The following is a 26,475-nucleotide window of genomic DNA, read 5'->3' as shown; positions in this document are numbered from 1 at the left end:
AAGGGCGTGTTGAACGAGATCATCACGTCCTTGTTTGTTTTGAGGAAATATTATGGCTCTTGATTTAAGTGAAATTCGCCAACAAATCACGCAGATTGACCGTAGTTTGTTGAAATTATTATCGGAACGTCATCGTCTTGCTTTTGATGTCGTTCGTAGCAAAGAGATAACGCAAAAACCTTTACGTGATGAAAAACGGGAACAACAACTTTTACAAGAACTGATTAATTTTTCCGAAAACGAAAATTACCAGTTAGAACCTCAATATATCACTCAAATTTTCCAAAAAATTATTGAAGACTCCGTACTCACCCAACAGGTTTATTTACAAAAAAAACTGAATGAACAAAGAGAGCAGAGTATTCACATCGCTTTTTTAGGTAAACGCGGATCTTATTCACATTTAGCCGCACGAAGTTATGCAACCCGTTATCAGGAACAATTAATTGAATTAAGCTGCAGCTCTTTCGAACAGATCTTTGAAAAGGTCAGTTCCGGCGAAGCGGATTACGGTGTATTGCCTTTGGAAAACACCACATCCGGCTCAATCAACGAAGTTTATGATTTACTGCAACATACGGATCTATCGCTTGTGGGCGAACTCACATATCCGATTAAACATTGCGTATTGGTTAACGGGCAGGATGATTTGAGCAAAATCGATACCTTATACAGCCATCCGCAGGTTATTCAGCAATGCAGCCAGTTTATTCGCAGTTTAAATAAAGTACATATTGAATTTTGCGAAAGCAGTTCTCATGCAATGCAGTTGGTTTCCAGTTTAAATAAACCGAATATCGCCGCATTAGGCAATGAAGACGGCGGACATTTATATGGATTGACGGTGTTAAGAAGCAATATCGCGAATCAGGAAAACAATATTACACGCTTTATTGTTATTGCCCGCAAAGCTATTACCGTATCGTCGCAAATCCATACAAAAACTTTATTATTAATGACTACCGGACAGGAAGCCGGCTCATTAGTCGATGCGTTAACCGTGTTTAAAAAGTATCAAATTAAAATGACTAAATTAGAGTCTCGCCCGATTTACGGTAAGCCGTGGGAAGAAATGTTTTACCTGGAAATTGAAGCCAATACTAACCATCCGGATACTCAAGCGGCGCTGGAGGAACTTAGACAATACAGCACTTATTTAAAAGTATTGGGCTGTTATCCAAGTGAAATCGTCAAACCGGTGGATGTAAGATAAAAGATTCATCAATTGCAAAAAGTGCGGTCGGATTTTTGAAAGTTTTGTAAACATCACATTGAATTACAAAATTTCGCCAAAAATGACCGCACTTTTTATATTTTTAAGCATAAAAAAGCCCTTTATTGCTATAAAGGGCTTAATTCTTTTTATTTTAGATCAAATTGCAATTACGGCAAAAAGCACGATAAAGCTATAAACCGCCGCCAGACCGTAGAAGATTAATCCGCCGTTTGGAACATGCACTTTAATATCGTGCATACCGTGGTGAAGACGGTGAAGGCCAGCCCACATTGGGAAAATAGTTAATGCAAGAATAACTAATTTACCGAACCAATGATGTGAGAATGCAATAATATTATCCGGTGAAATAATTCCAAAGGGCAAAAGAATACCTAGAATTAAAATCAATACAGGGAATGCAAGACCACTCACCATACCACCGGCACTGAACATTAACCATACAGGCGGCTCATTTGAACGTTTTGGATTTTGATCAACCATTATCTTTACTCCCTAGATACAGACTAAAACTAATGCAACAACAGTTACGATAGCAAATAACACTTTTAATGCCTTTTGGATTACTTCCGATTTAAGACCGAGCGACCCCGACATTACTTCGCCTGTCATTTGGAATAAAGTAAATGCGTGTAATAGTAATAATGCAAGTGAAATTAAGTTTAAAATCACAACAACCGGATTTTGTAGGAAAGGAATAAATTTCTCCACAAAACCGTTTGCCGTTGTTAAACAGAATACACCGTAAAGTAATACAAGGCAGAACCAAACTGTTGGAATCGCACTTGATTCACGTAACATATAGAATTTATAGAAACTCCAGCTTTTCCACCAAGTAGGAGTTACTTCGCGAACATATTTATTGCGTTTACTTTCAGTTGTCATAACTTCTCCTACGCTTTCGGTTTAAGCATTGAAATTAGATAGTCTTTAGCACTTTCTAATTTACCTTGGTTAATTGCTGCTGCAGGGTTTACATGTTTCGGACAAACTTCCGAACATGCACCGACGAATGTACAAGTCCAAACCCCGTTTTCGCCGTTAATAATCGGCATACGCTCCGCTTTACCGTGGTCACGGTTATCGAGATTGTAACGATGAGCCATTGTTAATGCCGCAGGACCGACGAATTCAGGGTTTAAACCGAATTGCGGGCAGGCTGCATAACATAAGCCGCAGTTAATACACATAGAGAATTGACGATATTTCTCTAACTGTGCCGGAGTTTGTTTGGTACGGCTTTTCGCCAATTCGGCGGAAGGATGCGGCTGACCGTCTAATGCCGGCATTTCATTACCGATAATATAAGGTTTGATAGCTTCCAGACTTTCAATGAAGTGGCTTAAATCAACGATTAAGTCGCGCTCAATCGGGAAGTTAGCCAACGGTTCAATACGCATATGACCGCTATAGTCGCGTAAGAAAGTTTTACATGCCAATTTAGGAATATTGTTTACCATCATACCGCATGAACCGCAAATCGCCATACGGCAAGACCAACGGTATGCAAGTTCCGGATCCAGTCTGTCTTTAATATAACCTAACGCGTCTAACAAAGAGGTTTGGTTATCGTAAGGCACTTGGTAAGTACGTAAGTATGGTTCTTTATCCACTTCAGGGTTATAACGCAATACTTCAACGTTCATCATTGCTTGATTAGCCATTTGCGTTCTCCTTAGCTTTAGCTGCTGCTTCGGCTGCATCAGCTTCCGCACCGTATACACGTTTAGCAGGTTGAGATTTAGTAATTTTCACCGGACTATAATCAATGCGAGGTGCACCGTTTTCATTATAGAATGCAAGAGTATGTTTTAAATAATTCGTATCGTCACGTTCTACGTAGTCTAAACGTTGGTGTGCACCGCGAGACTCTTTACGTTCTAACGCCGAGTTTGCGATAGCTTGCGCAACATCAAGGATGTAGCCTAATTCAACGGTATATAACACATTAGTGTTGAACACGCTTGAACGGTCTTGAATACGAATACGTTTATAACGTTCTTTCAATTCTGCAATTTTATCAACCGCAGTTTGCATACTTGCCTGATCACGATAGATACCGCAACCTTCTTCCATTGCCGTACCCATTTCTTCACGGATATCAGCCCAGTTTTCAGTACCTTCCTGATTGAATAGATCTTCCAGACGACGAACGACATCTTGCGCTTGCGCATCAACGGCTGTTTGGTTTGCCGCAGTCGCTTCAACCGCACGTTGTGCCGCATATTCACCTGCTACACGACCTAAAACAAGCAATTCGGCAAGTGAGTTAGAACCTAAACGGTTTGCACCGTGTAAGCCTGAAGACGCACATTCACCCACAGCGAATAAACCTTTAATGCGGGTTTCACTGTTGAAATCAACTTCAATACCACCCATGGTATAGTGAACGACCGGACGTACCGGAATCGGTTCGTTTACAGGGTTCACGCCTTCATAAGCCTGAGATAATTCACAGATAAACGGTAAACGTTCATGTAGATATTTTTCACCTAAGTGACGTAAGTCAAGATGGACGACATCTACGCCTTTTGCCGTTTTTAAGGTTCTGCCTTTTTTCCATTCTTGCCAGAAGGCTTGTGAAACTTTATCGCGAGGACCAAGTTCCATATATTTGTTTTCAGGTTTGCCGACCGGTGTTTCTGGGCCCAGACCGTAGTCTTGAAGATAACGGTAACCGTCTTTATTCACCAAGATACCACCTTCGCCGCGGCAACCTTCGGTCATCAAAATACCTGTGTTCGGTAAACCTGTCGGGTGATATTGAACAAATTCCATATCACGCAAAGGCACGCCGTGACGATAAGCCATTGATAAGCCGTCACCGGTCACGATACCGCCGTTGGTATTAAATTTAAACGAACGACAACCGCCGCCGGTTGCAATAACAACCGCATTCGCATTGATTTGTACCAGTTTACCTTCCATCATATCCATCGCAACAACACCGCGGGCATGACCGTCGTCAACCAACACATCTAATACGAAATGTTCGTCAAAACGTTGTATTTGAGGGAATTGGATTGAAGTTTGGAATAACGTGTGTAACAGGTGGAAACCCGTTTTATCCGCAGCAAACCATGTACGCTCAATTTTCATACCGCCGAAACGACGAACGTTAACATCACCGTCTTGTTTACGAGACCAAGGACAGCCCCAGCGTTCCATTTGAGTCATTTCAACAGGCGAATGTTGAACGAAATATTCAACTACGTCTTGCTCACATAACCAGTCACCACCAGCAACAGTGTCTTGGAAGTGTTTATCATATGAGTCTTCTTCTTTAATTACAGCCGCTGCACCGCCTTCTGCCGCAACAGTATGGCTACGCATTGGATAGACCTTAGACACTAATGCAATTTTTAAGTTTGGATTAGCTTCAGCTGCTGCGATTGCAGCGCGTAAACCACCGCCACCAGCGCCTACGATTGCGATATCGACATTAACAGTTTGCACGATATTCTCCCCAGTAGAGTTGATAAAAGTAAATAATTCAGGCAGTTAAAATTGCCCTTCCGCTATATTTTGCCATTAATCGGCATTATTACTAACTCTTTTTTATTATTTTATACAGAAGAATAGCTCTTTTGTGATCTACCTCAAAAAAGTGATTTTAATAAGTGTACGCTTATGTGTGAGATTGCATATTTTGTACTTCTCAAATTGATATTTTGAAATAAAACATATAAATCTTAACTTTAAATGAATTACTTAATTACTGCTTATTTTCACCGCTAATAGATAAATTCAGCACAATATAAAATCTATTGATAATAATTTCATTGGGAATATAAGCCCGTTTATTTATAATAGACGGGATTATTTTTTTATTTTGAAGTATTTTTATGTTTGAACAAGAACTATGGCAGCCAAGCGCGCCGATAAAAACTCTTTTTACCCGTGCAAAAATTATCAGAGAAATCCGTAAGTTTTTTACCGAGCGAGGTTTGTTGGAAGTGGAAACACCGGTGTTAAGCGAGTTCGGCGTTACCGATGTGCATTTATCCACATTTAATACGGAATTTATCGCGCCGATTGGTGAAAATTCAAAGACCTTATGGTTGATGACCAGCCCGGAATATCATATGAAACGTCTGCTTGCTGCAGGTAGCGGTGCGATTTTCCAGATTTGCCGTGTGTTTCGTAATGAAGAGGCGGGTAGTCGTCATAATCCGGAATTTACTATGTTGGAATGGTATCGTCCGCATTTTGATATGTATCGCTTAATCAACGAAGTGGACGATTTATTGCAACAGATTTTAGATTGCGAACCGGCGGAAAGTTTCAGTTACCAATTCGTTTTTCAGCAATATGTGGGGCTGGATCCGCTTTCCGCACCGCGAGCGGAGCTGGTAGCGAAAGCGCGCGAACATCATTTTATGTGCGATGAAAATGAAGAACGGGATACTTTGTTAGAATTTCTTTTCAGCACGGTTGTTGAACCGCAAATCGGGCAAACCCGTCCGGCGGTTATTTATCATTTTCCTGCCAGTCAAGCGGCTTTAGCACAAATCAGTTCTGAAGATCATCGGGTGGCGGAGCGTTTTGAATTTTATTTCAAAGGGTTGGAGCTGGCTAACGGTTTTAACGAATTAACGGATGCGAACGAGCAAATCATTCGTTTTGAACGGGATAACCGCCAACGTGAAAAAACGGGTCTGCCGCAACGGGCTATTGATAAGCGTTTATTGGCGGCTCTGGAAGCCGGTATGCCGAATTGTGCGGGCGTTGCGTTAGGTGTTGACCGTTTACTGATGGCGGCGTTAAATGCTAATCGCATTGAAGAAGTGATGGCGTTTGGTGTGAATAATGCTTAGTTAAACGATATAGAACAAATTGTATAAAATAAAAAAAGTGCGGTGAAATTTTTAAAATTTTCACCGCACTTTTGTTTGTAAGGATTTATTTCACTTCACGAAACATAATTTCGCTCGGAATAACGGCACCCTGGAAATAAAGTTCGTAGCCGATTTTTTCCGCTAATTGCATGAAAGCATCGCGGATTTCCTGATTTGAATTTGAAACGACCGTCGGCGTGCCTTTATCTAAATCTTCACGCAAACAAATGTGTAACGGTAATTGTCCCAGCATTTCAACATGGTATTTTTGTGCGATTCGTTCGGCGCCGCCTGTGCCGAAAATCGCTTCATGATGACCGCAGTTTGAACAAATATGCATAGACATATTTTCCACAATGCCTAATACGGGCACGGAAACTCGGTTAAACATGGAAATGCCTTTAACAGCGTCAAGCAATGCGATATCCTGCGGAGTTGTCACTACTACCGCACCGGTTACCGGGATTTGTTGCGATAAAGTAAGCTGAATGTCCCCGGTACCCGGCGGCATGTCGATCACTAAATAATCCAAATCCGGCCATAAGGTTTCGTTTAATAACTGGCTCAATGCACTGCTTGCCATCGGACCGCGCCAAACCGTGGCATTTTCTTCATCCATCAGAAAACCGATAGAGTTGGCGAATAATCCGTGAGCCTGGATCGGCGTGATATGTTGGTTGTCCGGCGAAGTCGGACGTTGATCCGGCGCGCCTAACATATGGGGAATTGAAGGGCCGTAAATATCCGCGTCCAAAATACCGACACGGGCGCCTTGGGCTTGCAATGCCAGTGCCAGGTTTACGCTAACGGTCGATTTACCAACCCCGCCTTTGCCCGAAGTAACGGCAATAATATTTTTAACCCCTTTCACCGCAGGTTGGTTGTTTGCGCGTTTTAAGGTAGCGATTTGATAGGTTAATTGCCATTTGATATTTTTGCTTTCCGTGGCGGACAACAATTTATCCGACAAATCCGCTTTTAATTGTTCAAAAGCGCTATTCCAGGGAAAGGGCATCGAAAGTTCAATGCGTAACGTATCGCCGCCTTTTTCTGCTTTTTTCACCGCACTTAACGCAATGAGATCTTTTTTTAAGCTGGGATGCCGATACTGTTGAAATAAGGTTTGTATTTGAGCTTGCTGCCCGGCGCTGAGATTATCGGTATATATAATAGACATTATAGAATCCTATAGTAGAGATAAATTCTCGGATATTTAACCACGACATTGAGATTCTGTTAAGCGAAATATAGTTCAAGTAGAAAAAATACCGCAGTTAAGGTAAAATCCTGATAATTTTTTTATCAAAGATAAGTCGTAATAGGATTATTTTAATGTCAAATCAACATCGTCAAATTTTAGTGACCTGCGCATTGCCTTATGCTAACGGTCCGATTCATTTAGGTCATATGCTTGAGCATATTCAGGCGGATATTTGGGTGCGGTTTCAGCGTATGCGCGGTAATGAGATCCATTTTGTATGCGCCGATGATGCGCACGGTACGCCGATTATGTTAAAAGCCGACCAAATGGGCATTACGCCGGAACAATTAATTGCGGATGTTAAAGAAAAGCATTATGCGGATTTCTGCGGATTTAACATTAGCTTTGATAATTATCATTCCACCCATTCGGAAGAAAACCGAGAATTATCCGAATTAATTTATAGCCGCTTAAAAGAAAACGGTTTTATTAAAAGCCGCACAATTTCTCAATTGTTTGACCCGGAAAAATCCATGTTTCTGCCGGATCGTTTTGTGAAAGGGACTTGCCCGAAATGCAAGGCGGAAGATCAATACGGCGATAACTGCGAAGTGTGTTCGGCTACTTACAGCCCGACGGAATTAATTAACCCTCGTTCCGCTGTTTCCGGCGCAACACCCGTAATTAAAGAAAGCGAACATTTCTTCTTTGATTTGCCGAGTTTTGAGTCCATGTTAAAAGAATGGAACCGTTCCGGTGCGTTGCAATCGGAGGTGGCAAACAAAATGCAGGAATGGTTTGATGCGGGCTTGCAGCAATGGGATATTTCCCGCGATGCGCCGTATTTCGGTTTTAAAATCCCGGGCACGGAAAACAAATATTTCTATGTTTGGTTGGATGCGCCAATCGGTTATATGGCGTCGTTTAAAAATTTATGTAAACGGGAAAATCTGGATTTTGACCGTTTTTGGAATAAAGATAGCAATACGGAACTTTATCATTTTATCGGTAAAGATATTATGTATTTCCACAGTCTGTTTTGGCCTGCCATGTTAGACGGCGCGAATTATCGTAAACCGACAAATATTTTCGTGCACGGTTATGTGACCGTAAACGGCGAAAAAATGTCCAAGTCCCGCGGTACTTTTATTCAGGCGGCAACTTATCTGAAACATTTGGATCCGGAATGCCTGCGTTATTACTATGCGGCAAAACTCAGTAACCGTATTGACGATTTAGACTTAAATCTGGACGATTTTGTACAACGCGTTAATACCGATTTAGTTAATAAACTGGTTAACTTGGCTTCGCGCAATGCCGGATTTATTCAAAAACGTTTTGATGGTAAATTGGCGGATAAATTAGAAGATGAACCGCTATTCGCCGAATTTATCGCGCAATCGGAGCAAATCGCCGCTTATTATGAAAACCGTGAATTCGGTAAAGCTATCCGTGAAATTATGGCGTTAACGGATAAAGCGAATAAATACGTGGATGATAAAGCGCCTTGGGTGATTGCCAAAGAAGAAGGACGTGAAGCGGAATTGCAGGCGGTTTGTTCCATGGGTATTCAACTTTTCCGGGTGTTAATGGGCTATCTGAAACCGGTATTGCCTAAATTGGCGGAACGTTCGGAGGCTTTCCTACAGGCGGAATTAACCTGGGATAATTTAGCGCAACCATTGTTAAACCATGGTATTGCGCCGTTTAAAGCCTTATTCAGCCGTTTAGACGTTAAACAAATCGATGCCATGATCGAAGCGTCAAAAGCGGAAAATGCCACCGTTAATGCAACAGTTAAGAAAGAAGAAAAAAATTCGAAAAAATCCACCGCACTTTTAACGGATTTTGAGCCGATTGAACCTGAAATCAGCATTGATGATTTTGCCAAAATCGATTTACGGGTGGCAAAAGTAATTAAATGCGAAGAAGTGCCGGAAAGCAAAAAATTATTGAAATTTCAGCTGGATTTGGGCTTTGAGCAACGTCAGGTATTGTCCGGCATTAAAGGCGCCTACAATAACCCCGAAGAACTTGAAGGTCGTTTTGTGATTGTGGTGGCAAATCTTGCACCGCGCAAAATGAAATTCGGCGTGTCTGAAGGTATGATTTTATCGGCGGGCACCGGCGGTGAAGATTTATATTTGCTTGATGTAGATGCTGGCGTTAAAGCGGGTAGTCGCGTAATGTAATTCAAGACGGTAAAAAATAAAGGGCCGATTCCCGCAAGATACGGAAATCGGCCCTTTTGTTTGGAATATACTTCCGGGCTTAATTTTTTCCTTTTACATCAATGATAAATATTTCGGATTGCGACCCCAGGCGCATTGGAATTCCCCAAAAACCATAACCCGAAGTAACAAAAAAATGCCCGTCAGCTATTTTTTCATAGCCGTATCCTAAGCGATACATAGCCTTAATAATCAGATTCGCCGGGAAGATCTGCCCGTTGTGAGTATGTCCGGAAACCTGCACATCAATAGGCAGCGCCGAATGTTCCGTGACTTCGGTAGGTCGATGATCCATCAGAAAAACAGGCAGGTTGGTATCCACATTTTGCAATAACCGCTTTGTCGTCGGACGCGCTTTATTCAGATCGTCATTGCGTCCGACTATAACAAATTCATTATTGATAGTCACTGCTTCGTCCCACAATACTTTTATGCCTGTTTTATTTATTTCATCGGCAATCGCCTGTTGCTGCCCAAAAAAATCGTGATTACCGAGCGTCGCATAAACGCCCAACGGCGCCTTTAATTTTGCAAGATGGCTTGACATTTGCTCCGCAAGATAAGCATTGAGATTATCGTCCATAATATCACCGGGCAATAATACGAGATCCGCTTTTTCCCGCTCAATAATTCGGGCTAGTTTGTCGATTTGTTCGCTGCCGAATAATTTGCCTAAGTGAAAATCGCTGGCAACGGCAATGCGCATGGCTTTCAGCGGTTTATCAAGTTCGATCTGATAATGAATCACTTTCGGCGTATAGGCGTTATAAATGCTTAAACCCACTAAAATCAACATGCCGATAGGGTAAACCGCTCGCAAAGTGCGGTTCAAAATTGAAGAATTTATAAAAGATTTCAACAACTTATAAGTTAAAGCTAATCCTACGCTGATAAATGCCGAAAAAAGTAATAAAATCAAAATTAGCGCACTTAGGCGAAACAGCGGTTGAATGCGGAAAATAGTCAGAAAAATAATGCCGTTTGCGGTCAAAAAGGTAAAAGAGCCGATAAAATAGCGCAATCGGTGAGTTAATTTACCGCTAAAAAGCCAAAATAAAGTGCGGTTGAAAATATACAAAAAAAGCTGCAGGAGAAGGGTTGCAACGGCAAAAATAATATAATGACGAAGTTCCAAAGTATAATCCTTTAAAAATAATCATAAAAAGTTCGAAAAATTATACCGCACTTTACTTATTAAATTAAGTTTCGCCATTTTTTCGCTTCAGAAATGCTAGAATAGATTTATTATTTCCCAGCAATGACAAGGTTTACAATGAAGAAAAATATAAAAATTATTTTGCTTATTCTCTATATTCTGTCACCAATTGATCTTGTGCCGGAAGCCTTTGTCGGTTTGCTTGGTTTGAGTGACGATTTGATTGCGTTAATTTTATTAATCAAACAGATTTTGAAAAAGTAGGGTAATTGATAAAATTATTCGGGCGGAAGGCAAATTTCAGGTATAAAAAAAGACGCTCATGCGTCTATCTTTTCTTTTAATTTTACCACTCAAAATGGTGCCCGAGGGCGGACTTGAACCGCCACGACTCGAAAGTCGAGGGATTTTAAATCCCTTGTGTCTACCGATTTCACCACTCGGGCAGAGTGCGTTTTTACTGACTAACGGCTATTTAATGGAGGCGTGTCCCGGAGTCGAACCGAGCTACATGGATTTGCAATCCAGTGCATAACCGCTTTGCTAACACGCCTTAGCGTAATTGGAGCGGGAAACGAGGCTCGAACTCGCGACCCCGACCTTGGCAAGGTCGTGCTCTACCAACTGAGCTATTCCCGCTTTCGCTAACACATTCGCTGTCAGTGGCGTGCATTTTACGGAAATCTGATTCGGTGTCAACAGTGAATTTAAAAAATATTTAAAAATTTTTGTTGTCAGCCGAAAAAAAATACAATTCAATTAAAAAGCATACAAAAGAAAGCTAAAAATCAGGCAAAGATTTTTAAGTATAAAATCTGCTTTTAACCAATCGTAGTTTATGACAAAATTAAAAAATTCAATTTTTCCGAATACGCTTTGTTTTTAAAGAGAAATTAAGATGTTTAAATGAAAAGTGCGGTTGATTTTTTTCGTATTTTTAATAAATATCCGGTTATAAAAGATAAACAGGGCCTAATACAATAATTTTATTTTTTACAGGTAAGATGTTATGACACAAAATTATTCTATTGAAACTATTCTCGCGCAAGCGGGCAATAAGTCGGATGCCCGCACGGGTGCGGTATCCACACCTATTTTCCTTTCCACCGCTTATGGTCACCGAGGTATCGGAGAAAGTACGGGCTTTGATTACACCCGCACTAAAAATCCGACCCGCTTGGTATTGGAAGAGACAATCGCTAAATTGGAAAACGGCGATCAGGGTTTCGCCTTTTCTTCCGGTATGGCGGCAATTCAAGTGCTAATGACCTTATTTACGGCGCCGGACGAGTGGATTGTTTCCAGTGATGTTTATGGCGGAACCTATCGTCTGCTGGATTTCGCCTATAAAAATAACAACAGCGTGAAACCGGTTTATGTCAATACGGCTTCAGTGGAGGCGATTGAAGCAGCGATTACGCCGAACACTAAGGCAATTTTTGTGGAAACCCCGTCAAATCCGTTGATGGAAGAATGTAATGTGACGGAAATCGCTAAAATTGCCAAAAAATATAATTTATTATTAATTGTAGATAACACATTCTTAACGCCGGTATTTTCCCGGCCGTTGGATTTAGGCGCCGATATTGTGATTCATAGTGCGACGAAATACCTTGCCGGTCATAACGATACTCTAGCCGGTTTAGTGGTAGCAAAAGGGCAGGCGCTTTGCGAGCGTATCTTTTATATTCAAAACGGTGCGGGCGCCGTATTATCGCCCTTTGATTCATGGCTAACCATTCGCGGTTTGAAAACATTAGCGTTGCGTATGGAACGTCATCAGGCGAATGCGGCGGCGATTGCGGAATTTCTGAAAGCGCAGCCGCAGGTCAAAGACGTACTTTATCCGAATAAAGGCGGTATGTTGTCATTCCGGTTACAGGATGAAAACTGGGTAAATCCGTTTTTGAAAGCCATTAATTTAATTACGTTTGCCGAAAGCCTTGGCGGCACGGAAAGTTTTATTACTTATCCGACCACTCAAACCCATATGGATATCCCAGCAGAAGAACGAATTGCGCGCGGTGTGACCAATGATTTGCTGCGTTTTTCCGTCGGTTTAGAGAACGTCGAAGATATTAAAGCGGATTTGGCGCAGGCTTTCGCTCAATTTAAATAGGCAAATGGTAAAAGTGCGGTCGAAATTCGGCGATTTTTTACCGCACTTTGGTTTTTATCTTTGATTTTAACGATTAAAACAATAGTTTTACATCTAAAATCCTTATGTTATTATCGCTAAAAATTCCGGGCGCAAGAGCTTGAATTTGCCCGATTTGCTCCCATATAAAATGAACAGTTTCGTTAAAAAGGAAAGATTATGTCAGAAGTATTACACGCAACAGACGCTTCATTTGAAGCCGACGTATTAAGATCAGATGTACCCGTATTGGTTGACTTATGGGCGCCATGGTGCGGTCCTTGCCGTATGGTTGCGCCAATTTTAGACGATTTAGCCGCAGAATTAGCAGGCAAAGTAAAAATCGTTAAAATTAATATTGATGAAAACCAAGGTACGCCGGCTCAGTTTGGCGTTCGCAGTATCCCGACATTATTAATGTTTAAAGACGGTCAATTAGTCGGTACACAAGTCGGTGCATTGCCAAAAAATCAATTAGCGGCTTTTGTTGAGAAAAACCTTTAATTGTAAAATAAAGAAGACCCTGTTTCGGCAGGGTTTTTTTATGGAGAAATGGTATGCGAAATTCTGAACCAAATAAAAATTCGCGCTTTTTCGCCGCACTTTGGATTGGCATTGTGCTGGCATTAGGGATTTTTGCTTACGGCGTTTACAGTTATTTTGATATTCTTGCCTGGGAGCAAAGCGGGCAAATGCCGCATATCGGCGCGTTTTCCGCGTTAATTTATAATTTGTTCGGCGCCGTAGGTATTTTGCTGGGCTACGGTTTGCTTGCGTTAATTGTATTTGTGCAGGGGTGGCGAGCGTATAAACGTAACAGATAAATTGAAAATAAGGACGATGTCGTCCTTATAAAATCCGGCAAGATTTTGTAATCGCAGCTGGGTTAATACCTCTTGGTGCTCAGTTGACCAAGTAAACGGTCAAAATTTTTTATTTTTTGACCGCACTTTTATTGCCCGCATTACGCTTTGTTTTCCCGCAGCTTTTTTAAAATACCTTTCATATTTTCGTCTAAAGGCGCCGTTAAACGCAATTCTTCACCGCTTTTCGGATGTTCGAATTTTATCGAATATGCGTGTAAGAATAGCCGGTTTAAGCCTAATTTCTGCATTTGTTGATCAAATTCCTTATCGCCGTATTTATCGTCAAGGGCAATCGGGTGACCGGCGTATTGCGTGTGTACGCGAATTTGGTGAGTTCTACCCGTTACCGGCGAAGCCCTAACCAATGTTGCTGTCGGGTAACGTTCTTCGATTGCAAAACGGGTTTCCGAAGGTTTGCCCTGTTCATTAACCCGAACGATACGCTCGCCGCCGGATAATTCATTTTTCAGCAAAGGTGCCCGAATAACTTTAACGTGCGATTGCCATTGACCGCGCACGAGCGCTAAATAATCTTTTTTAACGGTTTTAATACGCAGTTGTTCGTGCAGATTGCGCAACGCGGAACGTTTTTTGGCGACTAACAAAATGCCGGAAGTATCCCGGTCAATACGATGTACCAATTCCAAAAAACGCGCTTCCGGACGCAATGATCTGAGCGCTTCAATTACCCCGAAACTTAACCCGCTTCCGCCGTGAACGGCTATGCCTGAGGGTTTGTTTAACACTAACAAACAATCGTCTTCAAAAATAATCTGTTTTTCAAGCGCGGCGACTTTGTTCAGTTTATTGGAAATAGGCGCTTGTTCTTTTTCCGCTACGCGAACCGGCGGAATACGTACCGTATCGCCTGTCTGTAATTTATATTCCGGTTTAATTCTTCCTTTGTTTACCCGCACTTCGCCTTTGCGCACAATTCGATAAATCAAACTTTTAGGCACGCCTTTAAGCTTGGCAAGCAGATAATTATCAATGCGTTGACCGCTTTCATCTTCGCTGATTTGCAGCATTTTTACCGTTGCGTTGATGATTTTTTCATTTAAGGGATTCGTTGTCATAAATAATATTTTAATTAAAAGATTTTAACCGGATTTGAAAATTTCAAACGCCATAGAAGCGGCAAATTCTATCATATTCGCAAGGGGATTTAAATTGCTGAAATGCCTTGATAAATTTAACTACACAAGCGATAATACCTTACATTTTTGTGTATGGAAATACATAAAAATTTTTATTTGTCGTTAATTAAAATATCTGTGCAGTGTATGGCATAAGACACTGATATTTAACGGTTTTATGTGGTTAATTCGAATAGTTTACTTGCAAAATTCAATTTTTAAAATCCAATTTTGTTTTATTCGTGCCAATGATTGTCGGCATATTAAAGCCTGCGATTAGTCGATAACCTGTTTCGGGTTTCAAATTTGGCGGAATAACGCAGTCAATGCACCCAGCCTTTGACAGTCGGGAGAATGACATTAGGCGACAGACACGAGGTCGATTGCGAAGTTTATCTAACTATATTTGAGCGCCTTAACTTAAAAGTGCGGTTCGTTTTAGCTGAAAATTAAAAAATAATATAAGAGAAAATTTAAATGAAACGTATGTTAATCAATGCGACTCAACAAGAAGAGTTGCGTGTTGCGTTGGTCGATGGCCAGCGCCTGTTTGATCTGGATATCGAAAGCCCCGGTCACGAACAAAAAAAAGCCAATATCTACAAAGGAAAAATCACCCGCGTAGAACCAAGTCTTGAAGCGGCATTTGTTGATTATGGTGCCGAACGTCACGGTTTCCTGCCGTTAAAAGAAATTGCCCGCGAATATTTCCCCGATGATTACGTTTATCAAGGTCGTCCGAATATTAAAGACATAATCAAAGAAGGGCAGGAAGTTATTGTTCAGGTGAATAAAGAGGAACGTGGCAACAAAGGTGCCGCGTTAACCACTTTTGTTTCTTTAGCCGGTAGTTACTTGGTTATTATGCCGAATAATCCTCGTGCGGGCGGTATTTCGCGCCGTATCGAAGGGGATGAACGGCTTGAATTAAAAGATGCGTTAAGTTCTTTAGATGTGCCTGAAGGTGTGGGCTTAATCGTTCGTACCGCCGGTGTGGGCAAATCTTCGGAAGAATTGCAATGGGACTTAAAAGTTTTATTACATCATTGGGAAGCAATCAAACAGGCTTCGCAAAGCCGTCCTGCACCGTTTTTGATTCATCAGGAAAGTGACGTTATAGTTCGTGCTATCCGCGATTATCTGCGTCGCGACATCGGTGAGATTTTAATCGATAGCCCGAAAGTTTACGAAAAAGCCAAAGCCCATATTAAATTAGTGCGCCCCGATTTTATTAGCCGTATTAAATTATACCAAGGCGAAGTGCCGCTATTCAGCCATTATCAAATTGAATCGCAAATTGAATCGGCGTTTCAACGGGAAGTACGTTTGCCGTCCGGCGGTTCGATCGTTATCGACGTAACGGAAGCCTTAACCGCAATTGACATTAACTCGGCACGCTCAACCCGTGGCGGCGATATTGAAGAAACGGCGTTAAATACCAACTTAGAAGCCGCCGATGAAATCGCTCGCCAGTTACGTTTACGTGACTTAGGCGGTTTGATTGTTATCGACTTTATTGATATGACCCCGGTTCGCCACCAACGCGAAGTGGAAAACCGTATGCGTGAAGCGGTACGTCAGGATCGTGCGCGTATCCAAATCAGCCGTATTTCCCGTTTCGGTTTATTGGAAATGTCCCGTCAGCGTATCAGCCCGTCTTTAGGTGAGTCTTCGCATCATATTTGTCCTCGTTGTCAGGGAACCGGTAAGGTGCGTGATAACGAATCGCTTTCATTATCTATTTTGCGTTTGCTTGAAGAAGAGGCACTGAAAGAAAATACTAAACAGGTTCATACGGTGGTGCCGGTGAATATTGCTTCGTATTTACTGAATGAAAAACGTAAAGCGATTCATGACATTGAAAAACGTCACAACGTTGAAATTCTGGTTGTGCCGAATAAAGAAATGGAAACTCCGCATTTTAGCGTGTTCCGTGTACGTGACGGTGAAGAAACCAATACCTTAAGTTATAACTTAGTCAAAGTATATGAAGAGCAGGAAACGACCTTTATTGCCGATGAACCCTTCACCACTCGTGTGACGGAAACAGCGGCTGTAACCACTGAAAACGTGTTAGAAAGCGCAGCGTTATCCATGACGATTTCCGAACCTGCACCGACAATTGAGGTAAAAAAAGAAGAACAGCCTTCGTTATTTGTTCGTATTGTCGCGGCGATTAAAGGATTATTTGCTTCCGAACCTAAGGTTGAAGAAAAAGTCGAGGAAGCGCCACAGCCGAATACCCGTAACCGTCGTAACAATCAGGAACGTCGTAATTCCCGTCGTAATCGTAATGAACGAAATAATAGAGGAAATAACGAAGAGCCGACAGATAAAGTCCAGTCTGAAAAAAGTGCTGAAAAAGCCGAGCGTCCGGCACGTTCCGAACGTACCCGTCGTAATAACCGCAATCGTAACGCGGCGGCTGATGACAGCTTAAATAATGAATCGGTGATCGAAGCGGTAACCAATGAAACGACCGATGATGAAGCTAAAGCGCCGCAACAACGTCGTCAACGTCGTGATTTGCGTAAACGTGTGCGCGTAACGGAAGAGCAGGTAACTGAAACGGTAGCTGTCGCAGCAGGACCTGTTGATAAACCGTCTTTAGCGGAAAGCGTGCCGGTTGAACCTGTTGTTGAGGAAAATGTTTACCAAGAACGTGATCGCCAAGACAACCGTCGCCGTTTGCCTCGTCATTTGAGAGTTAATAACCAACGTCGCCGCCGTAATGCGGAACAGGTTTCGGCTATGCCGTTGTTTGCGGCAGTCGCATCACCTGAATTAGCAAGCGGTAAAGTTTGGATTGAGTCACCGACTGCACCTACGAAACCGAAAGAAAGCGCGTTCTTATCTGTAGATGAGTTATTAGAGCAGCAAAGCGAAGTAAAACAGCCTAGTGTTACAACACCGGCACCTGCTACCCAGGTTATTTTTGATAAAGCAGATAATGATATTGCCCCATTGGCAAGTTTTGTGACTCAGCCCGCTAATGAATCGGTACAGAAAAAAGTGCAAGAGTCTTTAGACCGTTTAGAACAAACAAACGGGCAACAAACTGAAGTTAAAGAGGATGATAATGCTTCGAATATGACGCTTTCTGACGTTACTGCGACAGAAAGTGCGGTCGAAAAAACGGAAGTTTTAAATTTGCCGAGTTATCAGTTTAGCGGACGTTTAGGTACAATTTCTGCAGTTAAACATACCAAAGCGGAAATGACCCTTGCTAAAGCTGCGGATGAAGTTTTACCGCCTTTTGAAATCGTTCAATGGCAAGATTCCCGCTATTACTTCCATGGTAAAGGCTCTGCAGGGCATAACAGCGCGGTGAGCCATGTGTTTACCGCCGCTACTCAAGCTAAAGCCGAGTAATTTTTTTATTCAACATTAAATCCGCAGCCTGAAAACTGCGGATTTTTTTATATTAGCAAACGGCTAAAAATATTCGTTTAAGTTCAATCATTGCTGATTAATTTATAGTAGAAGTTAACATAAAAAAACCGCACAAAAGTGCGGTTAGTTTTTTTAATTTTTGCCAATTATGCAGTGAACGGATCTTGAAGAATCATTGTTTCGACTCGATCCGGACCGGTTGAAAGAATCGCCACAGGCACGCCTGTTACTTCTTCAATACGCTTGATATAGTTAAGACAGTTTACCGGGAGTTGATCTACATCGGTTACGCGGAAGGTATTTTCTTTCCAACCCGGCATAGTTTCATAAACCGGTTCGACACCCTCCCAGTCTTTTGCCGCTAGTGGTGCGTAATCGACTACCTCGCCGTTTGGAAGTTTATAACCTACACAGATTTTTACTTCGTCAAAGCCGTCTAAAACGTCTAATTTTGTCATACAGAAACCAGTGATACTGTTCACTTGGATCGCACGACGGATTGCCACCGCATCAAACCAACCGCAACGACGAGGACGCCCTGTTACCGCACCGAATTCGTTACCTTTGCGGGCAATTTCCTGACCTACTTCGTCAAATAATTCGGTAGTAAACGGGCCGCCGCCTACACGGGTACAATATGCTTTAATAATACCCAATACATAATCAATATTACGCGGCCCTAAGCCTGAACCCGTTGCCACGCCGCCGGCCGTTGTATTTGAGCTGGTTACATAAGGGTAAGTACCGTGGTCGATATCCAACATTGCGCCTTGCGCACCTTCAAATAAGATATTGTCGCCATTTTTGCGAGCGGTATTTAAAATTGCGCCGATGTCCGCCACCATACCGGTAATGATATCGGCAACGGCCATAACATCATCTAAGGTTTTTTGATAATCAACGGCTTCGACTTTATAATAATTCACCAATTGGAAATTATAGTAATTAAGAATATTTTTAAGTTTTTCGGCAAATTGTTCTTTATCGAATAAATCACCTACACGCAAACCGCGACGAGCCACTTTATCTTCATAAGCCGGTCCGATACCGCGCCCGGTAGTACCGATAGCTTTTTTCCCTAATGCCGCTTCACGAGCGTGATCCATAGCAACATGGTAAGGTAAAATTAATGGGCAAGCTTCAGAGATTAACAGACGTTCACGCACATTAATACCGCGACTTTCCAATTCACCCATTTCCTGCATTAATGCCGATGGCGAAAGTACAACGCCGTTACCAATCAGGCAAGTGACGTTAGCGCGTAAAATACCGCTTGGGATCAAACGTAAAACCGTTTTTTCTCCGTTAATAATTAATGTGTGACCCGCATTATGGCCGCCTTGATAACGCACTACATATTTTGCGCGATCGGTGAGTAAGTCAACGATTTTGCCTTTACCTTCATCGCCCCATTGAGCGCCTAAGACAACAACACTTTTTCCCATAAATTTTTCCGCCTTTTAAAAGCTGAGTTTGTAACGAATTTAGGGATTCACTTTACTATTTTCTTACTGAAATCTCAATGTAAATTCAGGAAAGTTGTTATTAAATAGCGAAAAATCAAATTTCGGTTAGATTTTATTTAATGAAAAGGTAATCGTTTGCGTGTATGTATAAAAAAAGGACGTCTTAGACGTCCTTATGGAAAATTATTTTTTAGGCGGTTGCATAAAGCGGAAGAAATCGCTGTCCGGTTTTAAAATCATCATGTTGTCAGAACCGGCAAAACTGTTTTCATAGGCTTTTAGGCTGCGCACGAAACTATAAAACTGCGGTTCGCCGGAAAAGGCTTCGGTATAAAGTTTTGCCGCTGTGGCATCACCTTCACCGCGTAATTCCTCGGCGGTTTTATTGGCGTTGGCAAGAATCAACGTTACTTTTCGATCTACGTCTGCTTGAATGAACGCCGCTTTTTCTTTACCTTGCGAACGGTGCTGGCGAGCTACCGCATCACGTTCCGCACGCATACGCTGGTAAATTGACGATGAAACCTCATCCGGCAGATTGATTTGTTTGACCCGCACATCAACCACTTCGATACCTAATTCCGCCGTACTGTCTTGCCCCGTATTTAAGGCTTTGCGAGCGCCGTCCATTAATTCGCCGCGAGTACCGGATACAATATCCTTAATAGTTCTTGTACCGATTTCCGAACGCAAACGGTCGTTAACTTTACGCCGTAATAAATTAGACGCTTGGTTATAGTCACCGCCGCCGGTAGAGGTGTAAAATCTGCCGAAATCGCTGATTTTCCATTTTACATAAGAGTCTACCAACAGATCTTTTTTCTCAACGGTCACAAAGCGGTCGGCTTGACCGTCAAGGGTTCTGATTCGTGCGTCTAACGGTTTTAAATTGTCAATAAACGGGATTTTAAAATGTAATCCTGGCGTATAAACCACCACTTTGTTATCCGAATCGCGTTGTACTTTGCCAAAACGCAGCATAATGCCTCGCGTCCCCTCATTTACAATTACAATACTTGAGTAAAGGATTGCCGCCAGGACGACTAAGACAGGTAATAAAAATTTACGCATTAATTAAATCTCCCTTGACGGCTGATTGAACGATCATCCGTTTGTGTTTGTCCATGAGAATTTTGGCCGTTTTTGACCGCACTTTTTAGCTCGTTAGACGATAATGTGCCTTGATTTGCAGAAGGTTCGGCCGCCGGTTGTGTATTTTTATTACGTAGAATTTGATCCACCGGCAATACATTTAGATTATTGCCGTTTCCATCAAGCATAATTTTCGGTGTTTTAGACATAATTTGTTCCATGGACTGAATATATAAACGCTCGCGTAATAAATCCGGAGATGCTTTAAATTCAGGCAACAGACGTTGTAAACGTTCCACTTCGCCTTTTGCATTCAGCACTACTTTATCTTTATAGGCGGTAGCGCCTTCCACAATGCGTTGTGCGTCACCGCGGGCAATAGGTTCCTGCTCGCGGGCATAGGCTTCGGCTTCACGAATATAGCGTTGTTCGTCTTCCTGAGCTTTAATCGCATCGTCAAAGGCATCTTTCACTTCTTCCGGCGGGCGGGCGGACTGGAAGTTCACGTCAATTACCTCAACACCCATATCATAAGGTTTGATAACATTATTTAATGTTTTCCAGGTTTGTTCACGCACAACGGCACGACCGGTAGTTAAAATATCATCCATTGTCATATGTCCGATAACATAACGTAAAGCGCTGTCGGTAGCCTGATTCAGGCTATCGTCGGCATTGGTTACGCTGAACAGATATTTCGCCGGATCCTGCACGCGATATTGCACGGTCATTTCCACTTTTACCATATTTTCGTCTTGTGTCAGCATCGCGCCTTGCGTTCTTAATTCTTTTACCTGTTCTACATTGACGGGAATCACTTCATCAATAAAGTTCGGTTTCCAGTTTAAACCGGGCTGCACGATAGAATGAAGTTGACCGAAACGCGTTACTACGCCGCGTTCCGCTTCTTTTACGGTGTATAAACCGCTTAATCCCCAAAGCACCACGGCAAGAGCGATTGCCGCGGGTGCAAGTTTATTCAGGTTTTTCGGTAAATTCGTATTGTTACCGTTATTTGATTGGCCGCCGTTACCGCCTAATTTTTTTAATAAGTTCCCGAATATTTCTTCAATATCCGGCGGTGATTGTTCTTTATTATCTTGTCGGTCAGACCAACCTGATTTGTTATCCGGCTTATTCGATGGGTTCTCAGGTTGCTTCGGGTCGTTTTGCCCAGGTTTTGCCCAAGGATCTTGATCGTTTAATGACATTGCGTTGCGTTCTCCATTTTGTCAAAATATGCGGACTTTTGAAGGTTTTAGCCAGCTTCAAAAGCCTGCAGACAAGTCTAAACAAAATTTAAAATTAAGTCTAATTAAACTCGGTAAATCCGTGAAATTTTGAACAAAAATTTAACAAATGAGCAGGCTTGATTTTTTCTTATCTCATTATCTGTTGAGGATTCCAAAAGAATTTAATGAATAAAAAATTTCGATTTTTTTGACCGCACTTTTTTATTCATTCATAATGCAGCCTAAATTTTTAATTAACGGGAATTTTATGATTATTCTTTATGCCTTAACTCAATCCCGCGCTTATCGTATCGCTTGGTTGTTGGAGATTCTTAACCTGCCTTATAAACTGGAAATTATTGAACGGGACGGCGAAACCAATCTTGCGCCGGATGCGTTGCGTTCGATTCATCCTTTGGGAAAATCGCCGATTATTAAGGACGGCGATTTGGTACTGACGGAAAGCGGTGCGATCGTTGAGTATTTAATCAACCGTTATGGCGGCGGCAAATTAAAACCGGAAATGAACAGCACCGATTATTGGCAGTATTTACATTGGATACATTATGCCGAAGGGTCGTTAATGCCACTGTTAGTGATTAAACTGATCTTTCGTAAAATTGACGATGCGGATATGCCTTTTATCGCCAAACCGATTGCCAATAAAATTACGGAAAAAGTCAAACAGGGGGTTATCCGGCCTCAGTTAAAACTGCATTTGGATTACATTGAAAGCCAATTAGCGGAAAAATTCTGGCTGGTGGGCGACGAATTAACGGGTGCGGATATTATGATGAGTTTTCCTTTGCAAGCGGCGGTTAGCTATTTTGAAACTAACCAATATCCGCATATTAGCGCTTATGTTAGCCGTTTGAATCATACGGAAAGTTTTAAACGCGCAGAACAAAAACTGGGTCCATTAACTTTTTTTTAACGTGAATAAATTTATGTCAGAAGAACAAAATTCTAAATTTCTTACCGCACTTTTTTCTATTATGCCGGTCGTTTTATTATTGGGCATTGATATTTACACTATGTTTTTACAGACTGAAGCGAAAGCAATTTCCCATTTCAATTTAGGTGTGCTGGCGGCTCAATTTATTTGTTCGCTGGTGTTTTTGAAAGGGCGGATTTGTAGCGGGCAGCGCGGTCGATTGACTCAAGCCGTTATGTATTTTGCCGTATATTGGCTTGTTTGGTTGCTGCTTAGTTTGTTTTCCAGCTATCATTTTATTTTAACGGATATGTTAAGCGTTGCCGGCTTGTTGATGTTATTTTCCATGTGGAGACAACCCCTTGAGCCTGGCTCTCGCCGTTTAATGTTAAACATGGGGGCTTTAGCCGGGTTGCTTGGCGTGATTTGTTTTTTTGTGCAGTTGGCGGAAATTCCGGTTCTTCATTGGGTGCAATACAATTTCTTCGGACAAGCGCTGGCAGGCGTAATTTTAGCTAACCTGTTATTGGTGATTTCACGTAACCGTTTACAGAGTTTTATTGCCTTATTGCCTTTGGTGATGAGCGTTCTTTTAGTGCTTAATAGTATTCTCACTTTGGCAGTACTGGCTTACGGGCAGTTAGGAAGTGCGGTAGTTTTTGCCAATAATTTTGCCTTCGTCTTATATTTTCTGTTACATCTTGTGATGATTGCGATTTTGGCTTTTCATATTTTCCGCAAAGCGAAATTATCTTACAACACGCTCATGTTGCTGCTTGTTATTTCTTTATCTCTGCCTTTATGGGCAAGCTTTGCTTATCTCGAGTAATTCCGATTTTAGATAAAAAACCCCCGGCTTAGGGTCTGTTTATAAAAGATAAACAGGCCCTAAATTTCAGGAGTGTTTTTATCGGTGTTAATCTTCTTTAAACTGATGCATAAAGTCTTGTGCTTTTTCAACCATTTGTTTAGAACCTACAAAAAGAGGAACCCGTTGGTGTAATTGACTCGGCTGAATATCCAGCACCCGATTATAACCGTCAGAGGCGATACCGCCGGCTTGTTCCGCTAAAAATGCGATAGGGTTGCCTTCATAAAGTAAACGGAGTTTTCCCTGCGGATAATTTGTCGCATGAGGATAAATATAAATGCCGCCTTTTAACAGATTGCGGTGAAAATCCGCTACTAACGAGCCGATATAACGGGAAGTATAAGGGCGATTGGTTGCCGCATCTTCTTCCTGGCAATATTTAATGTATTTTTTTACGCCCATCGGGAATTTTAAATATTGTCCTTCGTTAATGGAATAAATTTTGCCGGTGGCGGGAATCTGCATATTTTCATGAGATAAACAGAATGTGCCTAAAGACGGATCGTAAGTAAATCCGTTTACACCGTTTCCGGTGGTATAAACCAGCATGGTGGAAGAACCGTAAACCACATAGCCTGCGGCAACTTGTCGGTTTCCCGGCTGCATAAAGTCTTCTAAGGTAACGGGCGAACCAATAGGCGAAACTCGACGGTAAATAGAGAAGATGGTTCCCACAGAGACGTTAACATCAATATTTGATGAACCGTCTAAAGGATCGGTTAAGATTACATATCTGGCATTACGACCGCGCTCCGTATCGAAAGCAACGAAATTTTCTTCTTCTTCGGAAGCAAATCCCGCCACTTCTTCCCGCGCCATTAAGGCTTGCTTCATCATATTATGGGCAAATAAATCCAATTTCATTTGATGCTCGCCCTGTACATTGTCTATGCCGGAAAAACCCAGAATGTTATTTGTGAGACCTGCACGATTTATGTCGCGATGAATGACTTTGGCGACAAGCCGGATAGAAGAGAGAATCCCCGTTAACGCACCTTTGGCATTGGGGTATTCGGCTTGTCTGTCTACAATGAATTCATCTAATGTTTTCATATTGTTTCCTATTGTGTTAGACCTATCATTTACTCAATTGCTGAGTTGGATTATTATAGGTAGCTAATTTGTGCACGGATATAACATTGTCTTAACAATGTGATCTCACGCACATTTTTGTTTAAAGTTTATTAATTAAATATAAAAAAGAGTTACTAATAATGAAACATATTCATATCCTCGGCGTATGCGGGACTTTTATGGGTGGTTTAGCCATTATCGCTAAACAAATGGGCTATCGGGTAACGGGGTCGGATACGAATGTTTATCCGCCGATGTCTACCTTCCTGCAGGAACACAATATTGAGATTATTCCTCATTTTGAAGTGTCTCAATTACAGCCCGCACCGGATATGGTGATTATCGGTAACGCCATGAAACGTGGTAATCCCTGTGTTGAATATGTGTTAGAAAATCAGTTGCCTTATATGTCCGGTCCTCAATGGTTGCATGATAACTTGCTTTGTAACCGCTGGGTACTTGCGGTATCGGGGACCCACGGTAAAACCACCACCACAGGTATGCTGACTTGGATTTTAGAACAAAACGGGTTAAATCCGGGATTTTTAATCGGCGGTATTGCGGGGAATTTCGGTATGTCGTCCCGTTTTACCGACAGTCCTTATTTCGTGATTGAAGCGGATGAATATGACACCGCGTTTTTTGATAAGCGGTCTAAATTCGTTCATTACAATCCTAAAACTCTCATTATTAACAATATCGGCTTTGACCATGCTGATATTTTTGATGATTTGAAAGCAATCCAGCGACAATTCCACCATATGATTCGTACTATTCCCGCAAGCGGAAGAATTCTTTCCGTGGCGACGGAACAAAGCGTGAAAGAAACACTGGATATGGGATGTTGGTCTGAAAAACAATTTTTAGGCAAAGAACAGGAATGGAACGCGGAACGCATTACCAACGATTGCAGCCGGTTTGCGGTTTTCCATTTGGGCGAAAAAGTAGCGGAAGTGCATTGGGATATAGTAGGGCAGCATAATATGCACAACGCTCTGATGGCGATTGCCGCAGCATATCATGGGGGCGTTAAAATTGAAGACGCCTGCCGTGCCTTAGCCACCTTTGTGAATGCAAAACGTCGTTTAGAAGTCAAAGGCGAAGTAGGCGGCGTAACTGTTTATGATGATTTTGCTCACCATCCGGCAGAAATTCAGGCAACTTTGACCGCTCTTCGCGATAAAGTGGGTGGCGGCGTGCGGATTTTAGCCGTGCTGGAACCGCGTTCAAATACTATGAAAATGGGGGTGCATAAAGATGAAATTGCACCTGCGTTAGTTCGTTCCGATTATGTCTTTTTACTACAACCGGATAATATTCCCTGGGAAGTGGTGGAAATTGCCAACAAATGCGTACAACCGACAAAATGGACGGCGGATTTAGATAAGCTGGTGGATTTTGTGGTGCAGGAAGCGCAACCGACGGATCATATTTTAGTGATGTCGAACGGTAGTTTTGGCGGAATCCATCAAAAAATATTAGATAAATTAGCGAATAAATAAAATTTTTATAAAAATAGTAAAAAATTTTTTAATTTATTGAGATTTTGTTTGACAAATTATAGTTAAGTCGTTATTTCTATTGAAACACAACATTATTTATCTTTTATTATAT

The 26,475-nt window shown here is 41.9% G+C and carries 22 protein-coding genes and 3 tRNA genes; 11 read left to right on the top strand and 14 right to left on the bottom strand.

Going from position 1 to position 26,475, the window contains the following annotated elements:
* Window positions 1-52 precede the first annotated feature (52 nt).
* On the top strand, window positions 53-1,213 hold the full coding sequence (locus tag A4G13_RS05645; RefSeq protein ID WP_090655164.1) for a chorismate mutase: 1,161 nt from the start codon (window positions 53-55) through the stop codon (window positions 1,211-1,213).
* 159 nt (window positions 1,214-1,372) lie between these two features.
* Here A4G13_RS05645 and frdD read toward each other — a convergent pair whose 3' ends face one another.
* From frdD to frdA, 4 genes are read right to left on the bottom strand one after another with little or no spacing between them, the layout of a single operon-like run.
* Window positions 1,373-1,717 carry a fumarate reductase subunit FrdD gene (gene frdD / locus A4G13_RS05640; RefSeq protein WP_011200823.1) on the bottom strand — a complete coding sequence of 115 codons (345 nt, stop codon included), beginning with the start codon at window positions 1,715-1,717 and terminating at the stop codon, window positions 1,373-1,375.
* A gap of 12 nt (window positions 1,718-1,729) precedes the next feature.
* Window positions 1,730-2,119: a fumarate reductase subunit FrdC gene (gene frdC, locus A4G13_RS05635; RefSeq protein WP_011200822.1), complete on the bottom strand. Its 390-nt coding sequence runs from the start codon at window positions 2,117-2,119 to the stop codon at window positions 1,730-1,732.
* An 8-nt stretch (window positions 2,120-2,127) separates the two neighbouring features.
* Window positions 2,128-2,898, bottom strand: a complete 771-nt coding sequence (locus tag A4G13_RS05630) for a succinate dehydrogenase/fumarate reductase iron-sulfur subunit (protein ID WP_011200821.1) — start codon at window positions 2,896-2,898, stop codon at window positions 2,128-2,130.
* Complete coding sequence (gene frdA, locus A4G13_RS05625; protein WP_090655167.1) at window positions 2,891-4,690, bottom strand: fumarate reductase (quinol) flavoprotein subunit; 1,800 nt, start codon at window positions 4,688-4,690, stop codon at window positions 2,891-2,893. The genes A4G13_RS05630 and frdA overlap by 8 nt, the downstream gene beginning before the upstream one ends.
* Before the next feature lie 389 nt (window positions 4,691-5,079).
* On the opposite strand from frdA, the gene epmA reads away from it, so the two are divergent.
* Window positions 5,080-6,051, top strand: a complete 972-nt coding sequence (gene epmA / locus A4G13_RS05620; protein WP_090655170.1) for an elongation factor P--(R)-beta-lysine ligase — start codon at window positions 5,080-5,082, stop codon at window positions 6,049-6,051.
* An 85-nt stretch (window positions 6,052-6,136) separates the two neighbouring features.
* On the opposite strand, the gene apbC is transcribed toward epmA, so the two are convergent.
* On the bottom strand, window positions 6,137-7,249 hold the full coding sequence (gene apbC, locus A4G13_RS05615; protein ID WP_011200800.1) for an iron-sulfur cluster carrier protein ApbC: 1,113 nt from the start codon (window positions 7,247-7,249) through the stop codon (window positions 6,137-6,139).
* Window positions 7,250-7,404: 155 nt separating this feature from the next.
* On the opposite strand from apbC, the gene metG reads away from it, so the two are divergent.
* Window positions 7,405-9,465, top strand: a complete 2,061-nt coding sequence (gene metG, locus A4G13_RS05610; protein ID WP_090655173.1) for a methionine--tRNA ligase — start codon at window positions 7,405-7,407, stop codon at window positions 9,463-9,465.
* A 79-nt stretch (window positions 9,466-9,544) separates the two neighbouring features.
* On the opposite strand, the gene A4G13_RS05605 is transcribed toward metG, so the two are convergent.
* A complete protein-coding gene (locus tag A4G13_RS05605; protein ID WP_041639891.1) occupies window positions 9,545-10,639 on the bottom strand; it encodes a metallophosphoesterase in 1,095 nt (364 codons plus the stop codon).
* Window positions 10,640-10,777: 138 nt separating this feature from the next.
* Here A4G13_RS05605 and A4G13_RS05600 point away from each other — a divergent pair, with 138 nt between their 5' ends.
* Window positions 10,778-10,924: a DUF1232 domain-containing protein gene (locus A4G13_RS05600; protein WP_226977680.1), complete on the top strand. Its 147-nt coding sequence runs from the start codon at window positions 10,778-10,780 to the stop codon at window positions 10,922-10,924.
* A 95-nt stretch (window positions 10,925-11,019) separates the two neighbouring features.
* Here A4G13_RS05600 and A4G13_RS05595 read toward each other — a convergent pair.
* The 3 genes from A4G13_RS05595 to A4G13_RS05585 form a co-directional block, all read right to left on the bottom strand.
* Window positions 11,020-11,106, bottom strand: a tRNA-Leu gene (locus tag A4G13_RS05595).
* Window positions 11,107-11,139: 33 nt separating this feature from the next.
* Window positions 11,140-11,213 (bottom strand) — tRNA-Cys (locus tag A4G13_RS05590).
* A 10-nt stretch (window positions 11,214-11,223) separates the two neighbouring features.
* A tRNA-Gly gene (locus tag A4G13_RS05585) sits at window positions 11,224-11,299 on the bottom strand.
* Between the two features lie 370 nt (window positions 11,300-11,669).
* On the opposite strand from A4G13_RS05585, the gene A4G13_RS05580 reads away from it, so the two are divergent.
* The 3 genes from A4G13_RS05580 to A4G13_RS05570 all read left to right on the top strand — a co-directional run bounded on the left by A4G13_RS05580 (window position 11,670) and on the right by A4G13_RS05570 (window position 13,621).
* Entirely contained in the window at window positions 11,670-12,779 is a 1,110-nt protein-coding gene (locus tag A4G13_RS05580) for a methionine biosynthesis PLP-dependent protein (RefSeq protein ID WP_090655176.1), read from the top strand.
* Window positions 12,780-12,977: 198 nt separating this feature from the next.
* The gene (gene trxA, locus A4G13_RS05575; protein ID WP_011200794.1) at window positions 12,978-13,301 is read left to right on the top strand and encodes a thioredoxin; all 324 of its coding nucleotides are present in this window, start codon (window positions 12,978-12,980) and stop codon (window positions 13,299-13,301) included.
* A gap of 53 nt (window positions 13,302-13,354) precedes the next feature.
* A complete protein-coding gene (locus A4G13_RS05570; protein ID WP_090655179.1) occupies window positions 13,355-13,621 on the top strand; it encodes a hypothetical protein in 267 nt (88 codons plus the stop codon).
* A 140-nt stretch (window positions 13,622-13,761) separates the two neighbouring features.
* On the opposite strand, the gene rluC is transcribed toward A4G13_RS05570, so the two are convergent.
* On the bottom strand, window positions 13,762-14,739 hold the full coding sequence (rluC, locus tag A4G13_RS05565) for a 23S rRNA pseudouridine(955/2504/2580) synthase RluC (RefSeq protein WP_011200792.1): 978 nt from the start codon (window positions 14,737-14,739) through the stop codon (window positions 13,762-13,764).
* Between the two features lie 537 nt (window positions 14,740-15,276).
* Here rluC and rne point away from each other — a divergent pair.
* Window positions 15,277-18,171: a ribonuclease E gene (gene rne, locus A4G13_RS05560; protein WP_090655182.1), complete on the top strand. Its 2,895-nt coding sequence runs from the start codon at window positions 15,277-15,279 to the stop codon at window positions 18,169-18,171.
* 167 nt (window positions 18,172-18,338) lie between these two features.
* On the opposite strand, the gene purA is transcribed toward rne, so the two are convergent.
* The 3 genes from purA to hflK form a co-directional block, all read right to left on the bottom strand.
* Window positions 18,339-19,637 (bottom strand): adenylosuccinate synthase, encoded by a 1,299-nt coding sequence (gene purA, locus A4G13_RS05555; protein ID WP_090655185.1) that lies wholly within the window; start codon window positions 19,635-19,637, stop codon window positions 18,339-18,341.
* A gap of 204 nt (window positions 19,638-19,841) precedes the next feature.
* Window positions 19,842-20,729, bottom strand: a complete 888-nt coding sequence (hflC, locus tag A4G13_RS05550) for a protease modulator HflC (protein WP_090655189.1) — start codon at window positions 20,727-20,729, stop codon at window positions 19,842-19,844.
* Window positions 20,729-21,961 (bottom strand): FtsH protease activity modulator HflK, encoded by a 1,233-nt coding sequence (hflK, locus tag A4G13_RS05545; protein WP_011200787.1) that lies wholly within the window; start codon window positions 21,959-21,961, stop codon window positions 20,729-20,731. Before hflK ends, hflC begins: the two co-directional genes overlap by 1 nt.
* 289 nt (window positions 21,962-22,250) lie before the next feature.
* On the opposite strand from hflK, the gene A4G13_RS05540 reads away from it, so the two are divergent.
* Both A4G13_RS05540 and A4G13_RS05535 read left to right on the top strand, forming a co-directional pair.
* Entirely contained in the window at window positions 22,251-22,916 is a 666-nt protein-coding gene (locus A4G13_RS05540; protein ID WP_090655195.1) for a glutathione S-transferase, read from the top strand.
* A 13-nt stretch (window positions 22,917-22,929) separates the two neighbouring features.
* Window positions 22,930-23,745, top strand: a complete 816-nt coding sequence (locus A4G13_RS05535) for a hypothetical protein (protein ID WP_090655260.1) — start codon at window positions 22,930-22,932, stop codon at window positions 23,743-23,745.
* 87 nt (window positions 23,746-23,832) lie between these two features.
* Here the strand turns inward: A4G13_RS05535 and fbp are convergent, their stop codons facing one another.
* Window positions 23,833-24,840, bottom strand: a complete 1,008-nt coding sequence (gene fbp / locus A4G13_RS05530) for a class 1 fructose-bisphosphatase (protein ID WP_011200783.1) — start codon at window positions 24,838-24,840, stop codon at window positions 23,833-23,835.
* Between the two features lie 161 nt (window positions 24,841-25,001).
* Here fbp and mpl point away from each other — a divergent pair, with 161 nt between their 5' ends.
* Entirely contained in the window at window positions 25,002-26,363 is a 1,362-nt protein-coding gene (gene mpl, locus A4G13_RS05525) for a UDP-N-acetylmuramate:L-alanyl-gamma-D-glutamyl-meso-diaminopimelate ligase (RefSeq protein ID WP_090655198.1), read from the top strand.
* The last annotated feature ends 112 nt before the right edge of the window (window positions 26,364-26,475 follow it).

It is taken from the genome of Basfia succiniciproducens, assembly GCF_011455875.1.
In the GTDB taxonomy this organism is placed as follows: Bacteria; Pseudomonadota; Gammaproteobacteria; order Enterobacterales; family Pasteurellaceae; genus Basfia; species Basfia succiniciproducens.
Note: the sequence above shows the minus strand (reverse complement) of the source record. Positions and strands in the feature narration are given on the sequence as shown.